This window comes from Ensifer sp. KUDG1, from assembly GCF_050434285.1.
Lineage (GTDB): Bacteria > Pseudomonadota > Alphaproteobacteria > Rhizobiales > Rhizobiaceae > Ensifer.
Genome location: NZ_JBNDIG010000002.1, coordinates 980,992 through 997,189, shown reverse-complemented (window position 1 = coordinate 997,189; position 16,198 = coordinate 980,992). Strand labels below are relative to the sequence as shown.

Genomic DNA, 16,198 nt, shown 5'->3' with positions numbered 1-16,198 from the left:
TACGGTCAAGGTCTGTCGAAGCAGATTTGTTTCGGATCGCCGCGCGATCAGTTCGGCTCGCCGCTCGCCTTCATCTCGGCGATTTCACGCACCGCGTTGGTCAAGACGTCGACCGATTGCGCGCCCATCACCGCATATTGTCCTTCGAGGATGAAGCAGGGGACGCCGGTCACGCCCATTTCGCGGGCCATGCCGACTTCTTCCTTGACCGCGTCCTTGTCGGCATCGGAACCAAGCAGCGCTGCAATGACGGGGCGGTCGAGGCCGGCCTGCTCGGCGATATCGAGAAGCACCGCGTGGTCGCCGACATTGCGGCCTTCTTCGAAATTGGCCTTGAACAGCAGGCCGACGACGGCCGACTGCGCTTTCTCGCCGTTGGTTGCGGCCCAGCGGACTAGCCGATGAGCGTCAAGCGTGTTCGGACTGATCTTCACCGCATCGAAATCGAACGCGATGCCGTCGGCATTGCCGAGTTCGCGCAGCGTGTCGTGAGCGCGGTCGACGGCCGCCTGGCCGCCGAGCTTCTCGGCAAGATGCCGCTTGTGATCGATCCCCTCGGGCGGCAGGTCGGGATTGAGCTGGTAGGGGCGCCAGTTGACCGTGACAAGCACGTCCGGAACGTTGGCAATCGCCTGGTCGAGCCGGGCCTTGCCGAGATAACACCAGGGACAAACGACGTCCGAGACGATATCGATGCTGACGGTTTGCATGGTGTGGGTGCCTTTCCTTTTTCCGGTATGACGGCGAGATAAGCCGGTTTGACCCGGCTTTCAATGCGTTACCAAAAGGGAACCGACCCTCTATTGCGCGTCTTGATCCCACCAGGTCGGAAGCTGGTAGCCGTAGAGCGGCATCACGTCCGGCCGGCCGATATGCTTGCGCCGCGCCACCCACTGGGCGTCGAGGTGGTAGAGCGGCACCAGGTAGGAGTTGTTGACGAGCAACCGGTCATGCGCGCGCACGGCCGCGGTGAAATCTTCGCTCGTGCGGGCCTGCAGGATGTTGTTGACCATCCGATCGACGTCCTTGTCGGCGACGCCGGCGAAGTTGTCGCTGCCTTGCCGGTCGCGCGCCTGCGAGGTCCAGCGCCCGGCCTGCTCGATGCCGGGTGACAGCGTCGAGGGGAAGGATTTGATGATCACGTCGTAGTCGAAAGACTGGCTGCGCTGCTGGTACTGCGAATCGTCGACAGTGCGCACGGTCGCCTGGATGCCGAGAGGGGCGAGAAACCGCTGATAGGCGAGCGCAATTTTTTCCTGGCCGGCATTCTGGCTCATGATCTCGAAGGCAAGCGGCTTGCCCTGCGGATCGACCATCTTGCCGTCCTTGATCTGATAGCCGGCCTCGCGCATCAGCGAGACGGCGACACGCAGCACGTTACGATCGCGGCCGGACGCGTCGGTCACCGGCAGGCGGTAGGTGCCGTCGAGGATCGCCGGGTTGATTCGATCGCGGGCGTCGCCGATCAGGCCGAGTTCTCGGTCGTCGGCCGGTGCGCCGAGAAAGCTTAGCGTCGAGTTCTGCCAGTAGCTCTGGGTGCGCGTATAGGCGCTGTCGAAGAGGTTCTTGTTGACCCACTCGAAGTCGAACACCAGCGCCAGACCCTGCCGAAGCTTCAGATTGTCGAACATCGGCCGGCGGGTATTGAAGACGATGCCGAGCATGCCCGACGGCGTCTTTGGCGTGAAGGTTTCCTTGACGACGTCGCCGGAGCGAACGGCCGGGAAATCGTAGCCGCGCGCCCATTTGGTGGCGCTGCCTTCGGGATAGATGTCGATCTCGCCCTTCTTGAAGGCTTCGAACAGCGAGTTCTCCTGGAGGAAATACTCAACAGAGATCTCGTCGTAATTGTCCTGGCCGACCTTCGAGGGCAGGTCCTTCGCCCAATAGTCCGGGTTTCGCTTGTAGACGATGCGCTCGCCCGGCTTCACTTCGGCCACGCGATAGGGGCCGGAGCCGACCGGCGGCTTCAGCGTTGTCTGGTCGAAGGTCGCGAGGTCGATGGCATGTTTCGGCAGCACCGGCGACAGGCCGAGCAGCAGCGGCAGCTCACGGTCGGCATCCTCGGTGAAGGTGAAGCGCACGCTGCGCTCGCCGACTTTCTCGAGTTTCGCCACCTTGGCCATGCGGTTGCTGAAGGGGACACGTCCCTTGTCGCGCAGCAACTCGAAGGTGAAGATCACGTCCTCGGCGGTCACCGGCTGCCCGTCGGCCCAGCGGGCCTTCGGGTTGAGATTGAACTGGATGAAGGTCCGGTCGTCGTCCCACTCCACGGTCTCCGCGAGCAGGCCGTACATGGTGAAGGCCTCGTCGCGCGAGCGCTGCATTAGCGATTCGTAGACGAGGTTGCCGTATTCCGGATCCCACATGCCGCGCGCGGTCGTGCGCATGCTCTTCAGGATGAAGGGATTGAGGCTGTCGAAGCTGCCAACGACGCCGTAGGAGATCTTTCCACCCTTTTTTACGTCCGGATTGACGTAGGGAAAGTTCTTGAAATCGGCAGGCAGCGCCGGCTCTCCGTGCATGGCAATCGCATGCACAGGAGCGGCTGCCGCAGCAGCGCCGAATGAAGTGGTGGTCAGGATCAGCGCCAGACCGGAAAGAATTGCACGCAAGGTCACCTCCCGTGAGGGGTATCAACAGGCCGATTCCCCGAACGTTACCAATGCCGACGGATGAATCCAACCGATCCGCGGTCCAAATTCCGCCCAGTATGAAGTCAAAAAATGACAGGAAACACTGGATAATCGAAGCGAGCCAATGTAACAGGTGTTTCCGGAAACGGGGTCATGCATTTGCCTTATTTGGCCAACAGGACAACGGCGGCTGACGATACTCACCTGCGGAACAACTGTTCCGTTACCGGATTTCAGGAGACGGAATCACAATGATGTTCAAGTCGAATATTGCAAAACGTTCGGGCATGGCAGCGCTGGCGCTCACTGTAGCTGCTGCGGGCGTTCCGAGCGTTGCGTCTGCACAGCAGGCTGGCGGCAAGCCGCCGCAGGGCTGGTTCAAGGTTTGCACCAAGCAGGAAGACAACGATGTCTGCATCGTTCAGAACCTGCTGACCGCCAACAACGGCCAGCTCGTGACCGCTGTCGGCCTCATCACCGTTTCCGGCAAGGTCAACCGCAAGATCATGCAGGTTTCGGTACCGTCGGCGCGCCTCATCCCGACCGGCGTTCAGATGCAGATCGACGGCGGCAAGCCGGTCAAGCTCGACTACGCCATCTGCATGCCCGACAAGTGCGTTGCCGAAGCGCCGCTTTCCGACCAGCTGATCGCCAGCCTGAAGAAGGGCAATGAGGTCGTCTTCACCTCGGTCAACTTCCAGCGCGCTCCGAACCCGATCAAGATGGCCCTCACGGGCTTCACCGGTGTCTACGACGGCGAGCCGATCGAGCAGTCGCAGCTCGAAGAGCGTCAGCGCCTGCTGCAGGAAGAAATGCAGAAGAAGGCCGAGGACGCACGCAAGAAGCTTGAAGAAGCCCAGAAGGCTGCCAAGCAGAACTAAGCGGTCCTCCGCAAACGGATAAAGGAACGCCCGGACCTCGCGGTCCGGGCGTTTTCATTTGTTCGAGAGCGAAGCGGCCTCAGTGGCGGAACGTCGCCTTGGGCCTGTAGTGACCGACGCCATCCTTGTCGAACAGGGCATCGACTTGCGCGTGGCGCATCGGCCGGTCGCTGTCGTCGAATTCCAGGTTCTGCTCGGAGACGTAGGCGACATACTCGCTGTCGTCGTTCTCGGCGAACAGGTGATAGAAGGGCTGATCCTTGCTTGGGCGGATCTCCTGCGGAATGGCGTTCCACCACTCCTCGGTGTTGGCGTATTCCGGGTCGACGTCGAAAATGACGCCGCGGAACGGGAAAACCCGATGGCGAACCACCTGTCCGATCTCGAATTTGGCGTTTCTCTGCTTCATGACGCAACACATCCTTTCAGGAGATTATCTGGGTTGGCGAACCCAAAACATCAATAGGGACTTCCCTTCTGCCCTCCGTTGATCGATCTCGCCATGCGTGTCCCGCGGACGCGCAAAAGTTGTTGGCAACATAATATCACACAATTCGACGGTTTCGTGCCGCTCCCTGTGCGGGAGCGCTTGCAATCCGTGCGCGCCAACGAAAAGGCCGGCGGCTCCTTTTAGGGAGCCGCCGGCCCAAAGCACGGCTTGAACCGGTGGTCGATGCCGCCGGTCGCACGGTCTTAGACCGAGTAGTACATGTCGTACTCGACCGGATGCGGGGTCATTTCGAAGCGCATGACTTCCTGCATCTTCAGTTCGATGAAGGAATCGATCTGGTCGTCGTCGAACACGCCGCCGGCCGTCAGGTACTTGCGGTCCTTGTCGAGGCTTTCCAGCGCTTCGCGCAGCGAGCCGCAGACGGTCGGGATCTTCTTCAGTTCCTTCGGCGGCAGATCATAGAGATCCTTGTCCATCGCCTTGCCCGGGTGCAGCTTGTTCTTGATGCCGTCGAGGCCGGCCATCAGCATGGCTGCGAAGGCGAGGTAGGGGTTGGCGGTCGGATCCGGGAAGCGGACTTCGACGCGCTTGGCCTTCGGGTTGGTGCCGAACGGAATGCGGCACGAAGCCGAACGGTTGCGCGCCGAGTAGGCGAGGAGAACCGGAGCCTCATAGCCCGGGACGAGACGCTTGTAGGAGTTCGTCGACGGGTTGGTGAAGGCGTTCAGCGACTTGGCATGCTTGATGATGCCGCCGATGAAGTAGAGGCAGCTTTCCGAGAGGCCGGCATATTCGTCGCCGGCGAAGGTCGGCTTGCCGTCCTTCCAGATCGACAGGTGTACGTGCATGCCCGAGCCGTTGTCGCCGAAGATCGGCTTCGGCATGAAGGTTGCCGTCTTGCCATAGGCATTGGCGACCTGGTGCACGACGTATTTGTAGATCTGCATCTTGTCGGCGTTGCGAACAAGCGCGTCGAACTTGACGCCGAGCTCGTGCTGGGCGGCAGCCACTTCGTGATGGTGCTTCTCAACCGTCACGCCCATCTCGGACAGGACCGTCAGCATTTCGGAGCGCATGTCCTGGCAGCTGTCGATCGGCGGAACCGGGAAATAGCCGCCCTTGACGCGCGGACGGTGGCCGAGGTTGCCGGTCTCATAATCGGTGTCGTCGTTCGACGGCAGTTCCGAGGAGTCGAGCTTGAAGCCGGTGTTGTACGGGTCGGCCTTGTACTTGACGTCGTCGAAGACGAAGAATTCTGCTTCCGGGCCAACGAAAACGGTGTCGCCGATGCCGGATGCCTTGAGGTAGGCTTCGGCCTTCTTGGCCGTGCCGCGCGGGTCGCGGTTGTAGGATTCGCCCGAAACCGGATCGAGAATGTCGCAGATGATGACCATCGTCGACTGCGCGAAGAACGGGTCCATATGCGCTGTTTCCGGATCGGGCATCAGCACCATGTCGGACTCGTTGATGGCCTTCCAGCCGCCAATCGAGGAGCCGTCGAACATGACGCCATCGGCGAACATGTCTTCGTCGACGCAGACCACATCCATCGTTACGTGCTGCAGCTTACCCTTGGGATCGGTAAAGCGCAGGTCGACGAACTTGACGTCGTTGTCCTTGATTTGCTTCAGAATATCGCTTGCAGTCGTCATTTGCCGTTATTCCCTGTGTGAGATGACGAGGATTTGAAAAGAACCGGGCCGAACGGCCCGTGATGTCAGATGGCGTCGAGGCCGGTTTCGCCCGTGCGAATACGGATGACTTCTTCCACATTGGAAACGAAAATCTTTCCGTCACCAATGCGGCCGGTTTGCGCGGCGTTGCGGATCGCCTCGATGACGGCCTCCGCGTTTTCATCCGCCAGCACCACTTCGACCTTTACCTTCGGCAGGAAGTCCACCACGTATTCGGCGCCGCGATACAGCTCCGTGTGACCCTTCTGCCGCCCGAAGCCCTTGGCTTCCGTGACGGTGATACCCTGTAGGCCGACTTCCTGAAGGGCTTCCTTCACTTCGTCGAGCTTGAAGGGCTTAATGATCGCTTCGATCTTTTTCATGAGAAAATGTCTCTCCGCTTCTCCCTTGATAGCAGGATCATGCCCGCTCGCCCTGAATATGCACGTTGCATGCCAGTTTTTCTGCGAAAATCTGTCAGAACGACAAAAAATCTGCCGCCGGCGCGCCGATTACAGGATTTCCATGCCTTCGGCGGGGTGCGATCTGCCTATTTTTTATGATTTCCGATCGAAAGATGCCCGCTTCTTGCAGAGCCCCTACGTCATGGCAGACGCGAAGCTTGTTATTTGAGCAACAATTATGTGCAAATGCCTTATTTTAAGGCAATCATGGTGTTAAGGCTGAGGCCTTGCTTCACGCGCGCGGGCATGGATAAGTCTGGGGCATGCGCTCTGACCTTCAGCACCTGTTGATCACGCCCGCCGAAATGACGGCAATAGACCAGGCGGCGGCCCAATCCGGCATCGATAGCTTTACGCTGATGCGCAACGCCGGACTGGCGGTAAGCGCTGCGGCCCTGCGGTATTTTCCGGAAGCGCACCGCTTCGTCGTGCTCTGCGGCCCCGGCAACAATGGTGGCGATGGTTACGTTGCCGCCCGCGGCCTTGCCGAAAGCGGGGCGGATGTCGCGGTGTTCGTGCTGGGCGATCCCGCCAGGCTTCAAGGCGATGCTGTGCGGGCCCGGGCAAACTGGAGCGATCCCGTCACACCACTTTCTGCCTACGAACCGCAGGCCGGCGATGTCGTCATCGATGCGCTCTTCGGGGCGGGCTTGTCTCGCGACCTCCCGGACGACGTCATTCACCTTATCGAACGGGTCAATGCCAGTGGCGTTCCGGTCGTTGCGGTCGATCTGCCGAGCGGCATCGACGGCCGCACGGGCGCGGTCCGGGGCGCCGCCTTTGCCGCCCGCCACACCGTCACGTTCATGGTGCCAAAGCCCGGTCACTGGCTTTTGCCCGGGCGGTCCCTCTGCGGCACGCTCGAGGTGTTCGACATAGGCATTCCCGCGCGCATCCTGCGCGCCGGTGCAGGTTCGCTGCACCTCAATGCGCCGTTGCTCTGGGCGGGCTGGGGCGGCGACCTGGCAGCCTCGACGCATAAGTTCAAGCGCGGGCATCTGGTGGTTTTCTCAGGTGACCGCCAGGCGACGGGCGCGGCGCGCCTGTCGGCTGCGGCGGGCCTTGCGGCCGGCGCCGGCCTTGTCACCGTCGCCTCCGGCAACGCTGCCCTCGACATCAATGCGTCCCATCTGACGGCAGTGATGGTCAAGGAGATCGACGGCAAGCGGGAGCTTACCAAATGGCTGCAGGACCAGCGCCTGGGAAGCTTCGTGCTTGGGCCAGGCTTCGGCATCGGCAAGAAGGCGAGGGACTTTGCGCTTGCGCTCTGCGATCGCGCCCTGGTGCTCGACGCCGATGGCATCACCTCGTTCCAGGCAAATCCCGGCGAACTTTTCGCGGCACTGGCGAAAGGCGGGGGCCAGATGGTCATGACGCCGCACGACGGCGAGTTCGCCCGTCTCTTTCCTGATATTGCCGGTGACGACGGGCTTTCGAAGATCGAGAAGGCGCAGGCTGCGGCGCGGGCGAGTTACGCGGTGATCGTCTACAAGGGCGCCGACACCGTCGTTGCCGCGCCGGACGGACGGGCGGTCGTCAACAACAACGCGCCGCCGTGGCTGGCAACCGCCGGATCGGGGGACGTTCTTGCCGGCATCGTCGGCGCGCATCTGGCGAAGGGAATGCCGGCTTTCGAGGCAGCCGCAGCCGCAGTCTGGCGCCATGGCGCAGCCGGCGCCAAGGCAGGGCCTGGCTTGACTGCCGAAACGCTGATCGGCGCGATACCGCCGATCAGCTGATCGAAAACTCACGGACCGAAAGTCGCCTCCCGACAAGGGGCACCGGGTCCGGAAGGAACATACGGGCTATTAGCCGCGCGTGCCCTTGGCGATCGGCTCCTGATAGGTGAAGCCCATGTCCCAGGGGAAATAGATCCAGGTGTCCTGGCTGACCTCGGTAACGAAGGTATCGACCAGCGGCCGGCCCTTCGGCTTGGCGTAGACGGCGGCGAAATGCGCCTTCGGTAGCATGGCGCGGACTTCCGCGGCAGTCTTGCCGGTGTCGGTCAGGTCGTCGACGATCAGCACGCCTTCACCGCCGCCCTCGGCAATTTCGGGGGCGATGCCTTTCAGCACCTTCATCTGTCCTTGAGAATCGTAGTCGTGATAGGAGGCCACACAGACAGTCTCGATCATGCGGATGTTGAGCTCGCGGCAGATGATCGCCGCCGGAACCAGGCCGCCGCGCGTGATGCAAACCATGGCGCGCCATTCCTGGCCATTGTCGGCGAGCCGCCACGCAAGCGCGCGGCAATCGCGGTGGAACTGGTCCCAGGAAACGGGAAAGGCTTTATCGGGCAGCGACATGGGTGGGCTCCGGCTTGTCTGAACGAGGGTAAGGCGAAGCGTCCGGCAGATCGGGCAGGCGGGAACGCGTCATCCTGATTTGCCGACATGCAATAACGGCATTGAGGCCTTGAGTGCAAGGGCTTCGCGCTATCCCTTTGCCCGCGCGTCGGCGATTGCTTGGATCATCGCCTGCACATCCGCTTCCGCTGCCGCAAGGGCTTCCGGATCGCGGGCGCGCACGACGATATCCGTCGAGAAGGTCTTGCCGTCGAATTTCGGGTAGGAGCCGATGCTCGTTTCTGGATGGTTCTTCTGCACTTCGGTCAGCGGGCTGCCGATGTCGCCTTCGCCGAAGGGCGAGCGCACGGTGCGGGAGAGGAGGGGCGAACCGACGTTGAGACCGGGCAGCAGAGCGTCGAGCATGGCCTGGAAGACCTGTGGCACGCCGGCCATCACATGCACGTTGCCAATGGCGAAACCCGGCGCCGTCGATACCGGGTTCGGGATATGGCGTGCGCCGAGCGGCATGCGCGCCATGCGCTTGCGCGCGTCGGTAAACTCCATATTGCGGCGCTCGTACATGGCGCCGAGCAGCGCCATCGCCTCCGGCTCGTAGATGCATTCGACGCCGAAGGCGCGCGACACCGCGTCGGCGGTGATGTCATCATGAGTCGGGCCGATACCGCCGGACGTAAAGACGTAATCGTAGCGGCTGCGCACTGCATTGATCGCCTCGACGATCGCCACCTCGTCGTCGGCGACGATCCGCACTTCCTTGAGGTCGATACCGACCATGGTCATCATGTCGGCGAGGTGGCCGATGTTCTTGTCCTTGGTACGCCCCGACAGAAGTTCGTCGCCGATGGCGACCATGGCGGCAGTGACGACTTTTATGCTGCTCATCGGGTGATCCTGTTTGTTTAGTCAGTCATTTAACAGTGAATTATTATTGTTCACATTGCGAGAACAGTCTGTTTCCCGGACGGCTCCTGGCATGCGGCTGCATTTTGATAAATCTTCCGCGCAGCAGTGATCAAGTGGGATCGCTTGTATCCAAAGGAGCAATTATGGCCAAGGTTCTCGTTCTCTATTATTCGGCATACGGACACATCGAAACCATGGCGTACGCCGTGGCCGAAGGTGCCAAGTCTGCGGGTGCCGAAGTCGACGTCAAGCGCGTTCCGGAGCTGGTGCCGGCCGAGGTCGCCAAGGCCTCTCACTTCAAGCTCGACCAGGCCGCGCCGGTCGCCCATGTCGAAGAGCTTGCCCAATACGACGCGATCATCTTCGGCGCCGGCACGCGCTTTGGCACGGTTGCCTCGCAGATGCGCAACTTCATCGATCAGACCGGCAGCCTGTGGGCGTCTGGCAAGCTGGTCGGCAAGGTCGGCTCCGTCTTCACGTCCTCGGCCACCCAGCATGGCGGTCAGGAATCCACCATCCTCGGCTTCATCCCGACGCTGATGCACCACGGCATGGTCGTCGCTGGTCTTCCCTATGCCTTCCAGGGCCAGATGGGCCTCGACGAGATCAAGGGCGGCTCGCCCTATGGCGCCTCGACGATCACCGATGCCGACGGCTCGCGTCAGCCGTCCGAGGTCGAGCTCCAGGCTGCCCGCTTCCAGGGCGCACACGTCGCCAAGATCGCCGCCAAGCTTTCGGCCTGATCATCTCGACGCAATTGTTTCAAGAGTTTAGGCGGCGCCGCAAGGGGCCGCCTTTTCGTTTGGCGGCTAGCCTTTCCGGGTGATTCGCGAATGTGGCAATTCGTACCACACTTGTGCTAATATCCGCGGCGTTCGGCATTGAGTATGCCTTTGACGAGGAGGAATGCGGGGCTGTGCGGCAACGGCCCGCCGAAGACGGGAACGTCTTTCGGATTATTGGGAGGGAAGCATGGCGCGGATTACTTACACCATCGTTCCTCATGACGGCGGATGGGCCTACAAGGCCGCCGACGCCTATTCGGAACCCTTTCCCAACCGCGAAACGGCGCTTGCCGCCGCCAAGGCCGCCGCCGCCGAACAGCAGGTCGGCGGCGACGACGAGGAGATCAGCTTCCAGGACGAAGAGGGCCACTGGCACTTCGAACACACGGATGGCGGCGATCGGCCTGAAGCGACCGTCGAAGACGGCTGAAACGGTCAAGGCGACCGGCTCTATGCGAACACATAGCGTTTAGTATTGCGTGCACACCATCTCTCCCACGGAGGATATTCGATGCACTACAGCGTTCAGATCTTCACCTGGACCCCGCGGCAGGGTGTCCACCAGGTCGGATCGGCAATCGAGGTGGACGCCCCCAATTCCAAGGCGGCAGCGGTCTCGCTTCTCGGCCTCAGGCTGGAAAACCAGGGATGCGCAACGAAACTCGCCGTCCGCGTCTGGCACGACGACGCCTACCAGGCGGAATGCGATTGTTATTACTACAACAACTGAGCGGCCAGTCTCGCCGGCGCAACGTCTCGCTCTCCTGAGAGCATCGGATGCGCCTATCCTGTTGATCCTTGAAAACCGATTGCCTGGTGCGGGCGGCGGGGATCGAACCCGCACAGCCAAGGCCGAGAGATTTTAAGTCTCTTGCGTCTACCAGTTTCGCCACGCCCGCATACAGCCTAGATCAAACACTCAGGTCAAACAGTCAAGGGTGATCGGGGGTTTACGGGGTGGACAACGCCCTTAGGCGCGCTGTTCTCTCGTCTTCATGAAGTAGAAGACGGCCGCGGCAATCAGTGCCCCGAGGGCGTAGACGAAAAACGCGTCGACAAACGGCCAGCCCGAATTGAACGAGTAGATGGCGGGTGCGACAAACAACAGAACCGCCAAACCCGCGAGGCGCGAGGAAAAGACGCTCAAAGCCGAAACCTTCCGCAGCAGCCATCCAATGAGCCTGCCCACCATCACCATCGCAATCGCTGCACCGAAAACAAGCGCCAACATTGATTCCCCTCATCTAAGCCACCATGTGGACGATAAGCTGATTCGTGTATCATCGATACGCATCAACTTATAATTGCGATCGACTTGGCGCTTGCGGACGACAGTCAAGCCTTCGGTGTCAAGCGCTCAAGGACCGAGCCCAACCCGCCGAGATCCGCAATCTCGCGAAACCGCGGATGGTCCTCTGGTTTATCGTCGTGTTCGAACGACCAGGTGAGCGCGTGCGGGACATAGACCCCCCAGCTTCCGGCACCGAGTGCAGGCACGATATCCGACTTCAGCGAATTGCCGACCATCATGCTTTTCAGCGCCCCGTCGCCGTGACGCTTGAAGATGCGCTCGTAGGTGGCGACGGTCTTGTCGCTGACGATCTCGACGGCGTCGAAATGGTCGCCAAGGCCGGAGGCGGCGAGCTTGCGCTCCTGGTCGAAGAGATCGCCCTTTGTGATCATGACAAGGCGAAAGTGGCCGTGAAGTGCTTCGAGCGTTTCCTTGACATGCGGCAGCGGCTCAACCGGGTGCACGAGCATGTCGCGCCCGGCGGCGAGGATCTCGGCGATGACCGAGGAGGGCACCTTGCCATCGGTGACGTCGACGGCGGTTTCGACCATGGAGAGCACGAAGCCCTTGATGCCGAAGCCGTAGAGGCCGAGGTTGCGCTTCTCCGCCGCAAGCAGCCGCTCCGACAGGTGTTCGGTGTCCGTGTGGGCGCTCAGAAGCTCGGCGAAGCGCGCTTCCGTCAGCCGGAAGAACTGCTCGTTCTGCCAGAGTGTATCGTCGGCATCGAAGCCGACGGTCGTTACTGCGTGGGGCATGGTATTACGGTCCGGCAATCTTGAATGGTTGGTCGACGCTGGCGCTCTTGCCGCTGTTGACGTCATTGAAATGGAAGCGCAGCACATAGTCGCCGGCGGGAGCACCTGAGACGTCGATGGTCAGCGTCGAATAAATTTCCTGGTTTCTGAGGTGGCCGGTGAAGGTGAAATCACCGAACGCCTTCTGGCCCGCGAGCACGTCGCCCTTCGGGTTGAGAATATCGAAGTCGACGGTGAAGTGGCTTTCGAGTTGGCCCTTCGTTGCCGAATCCTTCCAGGTGAGGCCGATCGGCTCAATATAGGAGATCAGCGACTCTCCTTCCTTGAACACCGCGCCCTCGCGCGGGTCGTACATGGCGTAGCCGGTCGGCGCCTTGGTGACGAAAACCGCCTTGCCGATCGCCAGTGGCAGCGTTTGCGAGAAATCGCTCATCGCCTGGCGGAGCAGCTCATGGGCCTTCGCCGCGTCGCCGGATGCCGCGAGCTTCTCGGCCTGCACCGCCGCGTCGGCAAGCGGCCCGGCATGGGCGACGAGACCAGCCGAGAGCGTCACGGCGGCGGTCAGCATCGCCAGACGACGTATATGTTTCACCATGACGTTCCCCCATCGCCGGTTTCGACCGACTTTCGGCATCTGCTGCACCGAGTCAAGACGATAGGGCCGCGAGGCGAATGGTCAATGCTTCCAGAAGACCGGCGTCAGGATTACCAACACGGTCAGCACTTCGAGACGACCGAGCAGCATCATCAGCGACAGCAGGTAGAGTTCGGGATCGCCGAGTGTCGAGAAGTTTCCGGCCGGGCCGATGATCGGACCAAGGCCCGGGCCGACATTGGAAAGGCAGGTAATGACCGCCGAGGTCGCGGTGACCAGATCGTAGCCGAGCGCGCCCATGGCGAGACTGCCGAGCACCCACAGCAGGATATAGGTGATGAAGAACAGGAAGATGGAGCGCTGCGTGTCAGCATCGACGGTGTTGCCGCCATAGCGCACCGCATAGATCGCGTTGGGGTAGACGATCTTGTTCAGCCCCGACCGGATCGCATTGAAGAGCACGATGAAGCGATAGGCCTTGATGCCGCCGGCGGTCGATCCGGAACAACCGCCCATGAAGGTGGCGATGAAGGCGGCGATGACGACGAAGGGTCCCCAGAGCGTGTAGTCTTGGCTGGCATAGCCGCTGGTCGAGAGAATAGAGGTGATGTTGAAGAAGGAATGTGCCAGCGCCAGATGGAATTCCACGCCATTGGCGAGCCGATGATAGACGGCAACGGCAATCGAGAAGGCTGAGAGATAGCCGAGGAACACGATGATCTGCGGGTCGCGCAACGCGTCGAGCCTGCCACGAGCGACCAGCACGATCAGGATCGAGAAGGGCAGGCTGCAGAGCGCCATGAAGAAGGTGGCGGTCCAGAGCAGCGGAATGCTGCCGAAATAGGCGAAGGATGCATCATGGGTGGAAAAACCACCTGTCGCCACCGTCGACATCGCGTGGTTGATCGCATCGAAGCGGTTCATGCCCGTCAGGAAATAGCCGATGGTGCAGAGAAGCGTGATGACGACATAGATCGCCAGGAAGGCGCGGCTAAAGCTCGCGAGCCGGGCAAAGGGTTTGTCGCTCGTGTCGGAGGACTCCATCTTGAAGAACGACATGCCGCCGACCCTGAGATAGGGGATGATGAACAGGCCGAGCACGACGATGCCGATGCCGCCAAGCCAGCACAAAAGCGACCGCCAGAGGAGGAGCCCCGGCGGCGCATCGTCCAGACCGACGATCACGGTCGCACCGGTCGTCGTGATGGCCGAGACGGATTCGAACAGTGCCTGGGCAAAATCGAGCTTCATCGATGACAGCCAGAGCGGGATCGCGCCGACAACCGAGAACACGGCCCACAGCATATTGACGAGAACAAAGCCGAACTTCTTGGAGAAGGGCGGCGGGCCCATGCGCGTCGCCATGAAGGTCGCAAGCGAAAGGCCGCCGACCATGAACGCCGAAGCGGCAAAGATCTGCCAATCCGAATGGCCGTAATAGAGATCGACCATCGCCGGCACCAACATGGCGCAAGCAAGATATATGCCGAGGATCGCCGAAATGTGCACGGCATGCCGGATCAGGGTTGCGTTCAAGCGTTCATTTCCCGGAAAAACAGTATGGCCGTGCCGGTGGAACGGTCAGTGCGTCATTTTCAACGTCGGCCCGATTCGAGTCAAAGCCATGGCTTCGGGCGTTGCGATGTGCAATAGCGACCGCCAGCGACCAACTCAACGGAAGACCGCACGTGATGAAGCAGGATGTCGAAACCGCAACCGAAGCCTTGCGGGAGATCTTCCCGCCGACGCCGCTGCAGCTCAACGAGCACCTGAGCGCGCGCTACGGCGCCAACATTTACCTCAAGCGCGAGGATCTTTCGCCGGTTCGCTCCTACAAGATCAGGGGCGCCTTCAACTTCTTCCGCAAGGCGATCGGTGCCGGTGCCTCGGGGAAGACATTCGTCTGCGCCTCGGCCGGCAACCACGCCCAGGGCTTCGCCTTCGTCTGCCGCCATTTCGGCGTTCCGGGTGTCGTTTTCATGCCGGTGACGACGCCGCAGCAGAAGATCGACAAGACCAGGATGTTCGGCGGCGAGTTCATCACCATCAAACTGGTCGGCGATATCTTCGATCAATGCTACAAGGCTGCCCGCGACCACGTGGAAGCGATCGGCGGCGTCATGGTGCCGCCTTTCGATCACGCCGACATCATCGAGGGGCAGGCGAGCGTCGCGGCGGAAATTGCCTGGCAGCTGCCGGAAGGTGTCATCCCTGATCTCGTCGTGCTGCCGGTCGGTGGTGGCGGCCTTGCCGCCGGCGTCACCGGCTACCTCAAGGACAAGGTCGCGGCCGATCATTTCATCTTCTGCGAGCCGTCGGGTGCGCCGAGCCTGCGGGAAAGCCTGGAAACCGGCAGTGTCGTGACCCTCGACCAGGTCGACAACTTCGTCGACGGTGCCGCCGTCGGGCGGATCGGCGATCTGAACTTTGCAGCGTTGCGGCGCTTCTCGCCTGACCAGGTTATGCTGCTGGCCGAAAATGCCATCTGCCGGACGATCGTCGACATGCTGAATGTCGAAGGCGTCGTGCTCGAACCGGCCGGAGCCCTTTCGATTTCGGCGCTCGAAGCGCTGGGCCCCGAGGCGCTTGCGGGCAAGACGGTGGTCGCGGTCGTTTCCGGCGGCAACTTCGACTTCGAACGCCTTCCCGACGTCAAGGAGCGGGCGATGCGCCATGCCGGCCTCAAGAAGTATTTCATCCTGCGCATGGCGCAGCGGCCGGGCGCGCTTCGCGATTTCCTCAACCTGCTTGGCGACGAAGACGACATCTCGCGCTTCGAGTATCTGAAGAAGTCGGCCCGCAATTTCGGTTCCATCCTGATTGGCATCGAAACGAAACAGGCGGAGAACTTCCCCGTGTTGAAGGCTCGCTTCGACGCTGCGGGGCTGCGCTATCAGGACATTACCGAGAACGAGATCCTCTCCAACCTCATCATCTGATCGGCGTGAGGGCGTCGCGGTCGAATATCGGCACTTAAGCTTTGACAGTGTCGGCCGCGGCGTCTAAGTCTTGGGCATGGCATCGTTTTTCTCGAAATTGTTCGGCCGCTCCGGCAACTCTGAAGACCAGGCGCAGGCAGCGCCGGGGAAATCCGAGGCCTATGCGGATTGCACCATCCGCGCGACGCCGATGCGCGAGGGCTCCCAGTTTCGTCTGGCGGGCAACATCGAGAAGGTCTCGGCCGAAGGCGGCGCCAAGGTCCGCAGCTTCATCCGCGCCGATCTCTTCACGTCCGAGCAGGACGCGATCGACGCTGCGTTGCGCAAGGGGCGCCAGATCATTGACCAGACCGGTCCGTCGCTGTTTTCCGATGACGCCCCGTCGCGCCAGGTCTGAGCCGCGCGCCTATATCCAAGATAATCTAAAATAAACAGAACATTGTCTGCCGCAGCTCATGTTCTGCGGCAGGAATGCCGGAGACTTGAGTCGGCGGTTTAGCCTGCTGGAGCGGCCAG

18 protein-coding genes and 1 tRNA gene are annotated in these 16,198 nt (G+C 61.3%); 7 read left to right on the top strand and 12 right to left on the bottom strand.

From position 1 onward, the window contains the following. Window positions 1-47: 47 nt before the first annotated feature. Complete coding sequence (locus M2267_RS10405) at window positions 48-710, bottom strand: DsbA family oxidoreductase (protein ID WP_429114446.1); 663 nt, start codon at window positions 708-710, stop codon at window positions 48-50. A 90-nt stretch (window positions 711-800) separates the two neighbouring features. Next, window positions 801-2,615 (bottom strand): extracellular solute-binding protein, encoded by a 1,815-nt coding sequence (locus tag M2267_RS10400; protein WP_429114443.1) that lies wholly within the window; start codon window positions 2,613-2,615, stop codon window positions 801-803. Between the two features lie 272 nt (window positions 2,616-2,887). Here M2267_RS10400 and M2267_RS10395 point away from each other — a divergent pair, with 272 nt between their 5' ends. Further along, complete coding sequence (locus M2267_RS10395) at window positions 2,888-3,517, top strand: invasion associated locus B family protein (RefSeq protein WP_043620346.1); 630 nt, start codon at window positions 2,888-2,890, stop codon at window positions 3,515-3,517. Between the two features lie 79 nt (window positions 3,518-3,596). On the opposite strand, the gene hspQ is transcribed toward M2267_RS10395, so the two are convergent. The 3 genes from hspQ to M2267_RS10380 form a co-directional block, all read right to left on the bottom strand. Then, window positions 3,597-3,926: a heat shock protein HspQ gene (hspQ, locus tag M2267_RS10390; protein ID WP_034791060.1), complete on the bottom strand. Its 330-nt coding sequence runs from the start codon at window positions 3,924-3,926 to the stop codon at window positions 3,597-3,599. A 284-nt stretch (window positions 3,927-4,210) separates the two neighbouring features. After that, the gene (gene glnA, locus M2267_RS10385; protein ID WP_034791062.1) at window positions 4,211-5,620 is read right to left on the bottom strand and encodes a type I glutamate--ammonia ligase; all 1,410 of its coding nucleotides are present in this window, start codon (window positions 5,618-5,620) and stop codon (window positions 4,211-4,213) included. A gap of 65 nt (window positions 5,621-5,685) precedes the next feature. Beyond that, on the bottom strand, window positions 5,686-6,024 hold the full coding sequence (locus M2267_RS10380) for a P-II family nitrogen regulator (protein ID WP_003528058.1): 339 nt from the start codon (window positions 6,022-6,024) through the stop codon (window positions 5,686-5,688). Between the two features lie 344 nt (window positions 6,025-6,368). Here M2267_RS10380 and M2267_RS10375 point away from each other — a divergent pair, with 344 nt between their 5' ends. Further along, window positions 6,369-7,844, top strand: coding sequence for an NAD(P)H-hydrate epimerase (locus tag M2267_RS10375; RefSeq protein ID WP_429114436.1), 1,476 nt, complete (start codon window positions 6,369-6,371; stop codon window positions 7,842-7,844). Window positions 7,845-7,913: 69 nt separating this feature from the next. Here M2267_RS10375 and gpt read toward each other — a convergent pair whose 3' ends face one another. Further along, window positions 7,914-8,411 carry a xanthine phosphoribosyltransferase gene (gene gpt / locus M2267_RS10370; RefSeq protein WP_043620356.1) on the bottom strand — a complete coding sequence of 166 codons (498 nt, stop codon included), beginning with the start codon at window positions 8,409-8,411 and terminating at the stop codon, window positions 7,914-7,916. Between the two features lie 129 nt (window positions 8,412-8,540). After that, window positions 8,541-9,296 (bottom strand): competence/damage-inducible protein A, encoded by a 756-nt coding sequence (locus M2267_RS10365; protein ID WP_043620358.1) that lies wholly within the window; start codon window positions 9,294-9,296, stop codon window positions 8,541-8,543. 164 nt (window positions 9,297-9,460) lie between these two features. Between M2267_RS10365 and wrbA the strand changes: the two genes are divergently transcribed. The 3 genes from wrbA (at window position 9,461) to M2267_RS10350 (ending at window position 10,832) form a co-directional block, all read left to right on the top strand. After that, window positions 9,461-10,060, top strand: coding sequence for an NAD(P)H:quinone oxidoreductase (gene wrbA / locus M2267_RS10360; RefSeq protein ID WP_205238952.1), 600 nt, complete (start codon window positions 9,461-9,463; stop codon window positions 10,058-10,060). 229 nt (window positions 10,061-10,289) lie between these two features. After that, window positions 10,290-10,532, top strand: a complete 243-nt coding sequence (locus M2267_RS10355) for a DUF2188 domain-containing protein (RefSeq protein WP_402317240.1) — start codon at window positions 10,290-10,292, stop codon at window positions 10,530-10,532. A gap of 81 nt (window positions 10,533-10,613) precedes the next feature. Continuing rightward, window positions 10,614-10,832: a hypothetical protein gene (locus M2267_RS10350; protein ID WP_034791089.1), complete on the top strand. Its 219-nt coding sequence runs from the start codon at window positions 10,614-10,616 to the stop codon at window positions 10,830-10,832. Window positions 10,833-10,916: 84 nt separating this feature from the next. Here the strand turns inward: M2267_RS10350 and M2267_RS10345 are convergent. From M2267_RS10345 to M2267_RS10325, 5 genes are all read right to left on the bottom strand, one after another. After that, a tRNA-Leu gene (locus M2267_RS10345) sits at window positions 10,917-11,001 on the bottom strand. 71 nt (window positions 11,002-11,072) lie between these two features. Further along, window positions 11,073-11,333 carry a hypothetical protein gene (locus M2267_RS10340; protein ID WP_429114433.1) on the bottom strand — a complete coding sequence of 87 codons (261 nt, stop codon included), beginning with the start codon at window positions 11,331-11,333 and terminating at the stop codon, window positions 11,073-11,075. Between the two features lie 104 nt (window positions 11,334-11,437). Beyond that, the gene (locus tag M2267_RS10335) at window positions 11,438-12,148 is read right to left on the bottom strand and encodes an HAD family hydrolase (RefSeq protein ID WP_429114432.1); all 711 of its coding nucleotides are present in this window, start codon (window positions 12,146-12,148) and stop codon (window positions 11,438-11,440) included. Window positions 12,149-12,152: 4 nt separating this feature from the next. Next, on the bottom strand, window positions 12,153-12,743 hold the full coding sequence (locus M2267_RS10330; RefSeq protein WP_429114430.1) for a hypothetical protein: 591 nt from the start codon (window positions 12,741-12,743) through the stop codon (window positions 12,153-12,155). Window positions 12,744-12,824: 81 nt separating this feature from the next. Further along, window positions 12,825-14,279, bottom strand: coding sequence for a TrkH family potassium uptake protein (locus M2267_RS10325; RefSeq protein WP_429114428.1), 1,455 nt, complete (start codon window positions 14,277-14,279; stop codon window positions 12,825-12,827). A gap of 155 nt (window positions 14,280-14,434) precedes the next feature. Here M2267_RS10325 and ilvA point away from each other — a divergent pair, with 155 nt between their 5' ends. Both ilvA and M2267_RS10315 read left to right on the top strand, forming a co-directional pair. Further along, a complete protein-coding gene (gene ilvA, locus M2267_RS10320; RefSeq protein ID WP_043620378.1) occupies window positions 14,435-15,682 on the top strand; it encodes a threonine ammonia-lyase in 1,248 nt (415 codons plus the stop codon). Window positions 15,683-15,758: 76 nt separating this feature from the next. Further along, window positions 15,759-16,079 (top strand): HlyU family transcriptional regulator, encoded by a 321-nt coding sequence (locus tag M2267_RS10315; RefSeq protein WP_112984212.1) that lies wholly within the window; start codon window positions 15,759-15,761, stop codon window positions 16,077-16,079. The last annotated feature ends 119 nt before the right edge of the window (window positions 16,080-16,198 follow it).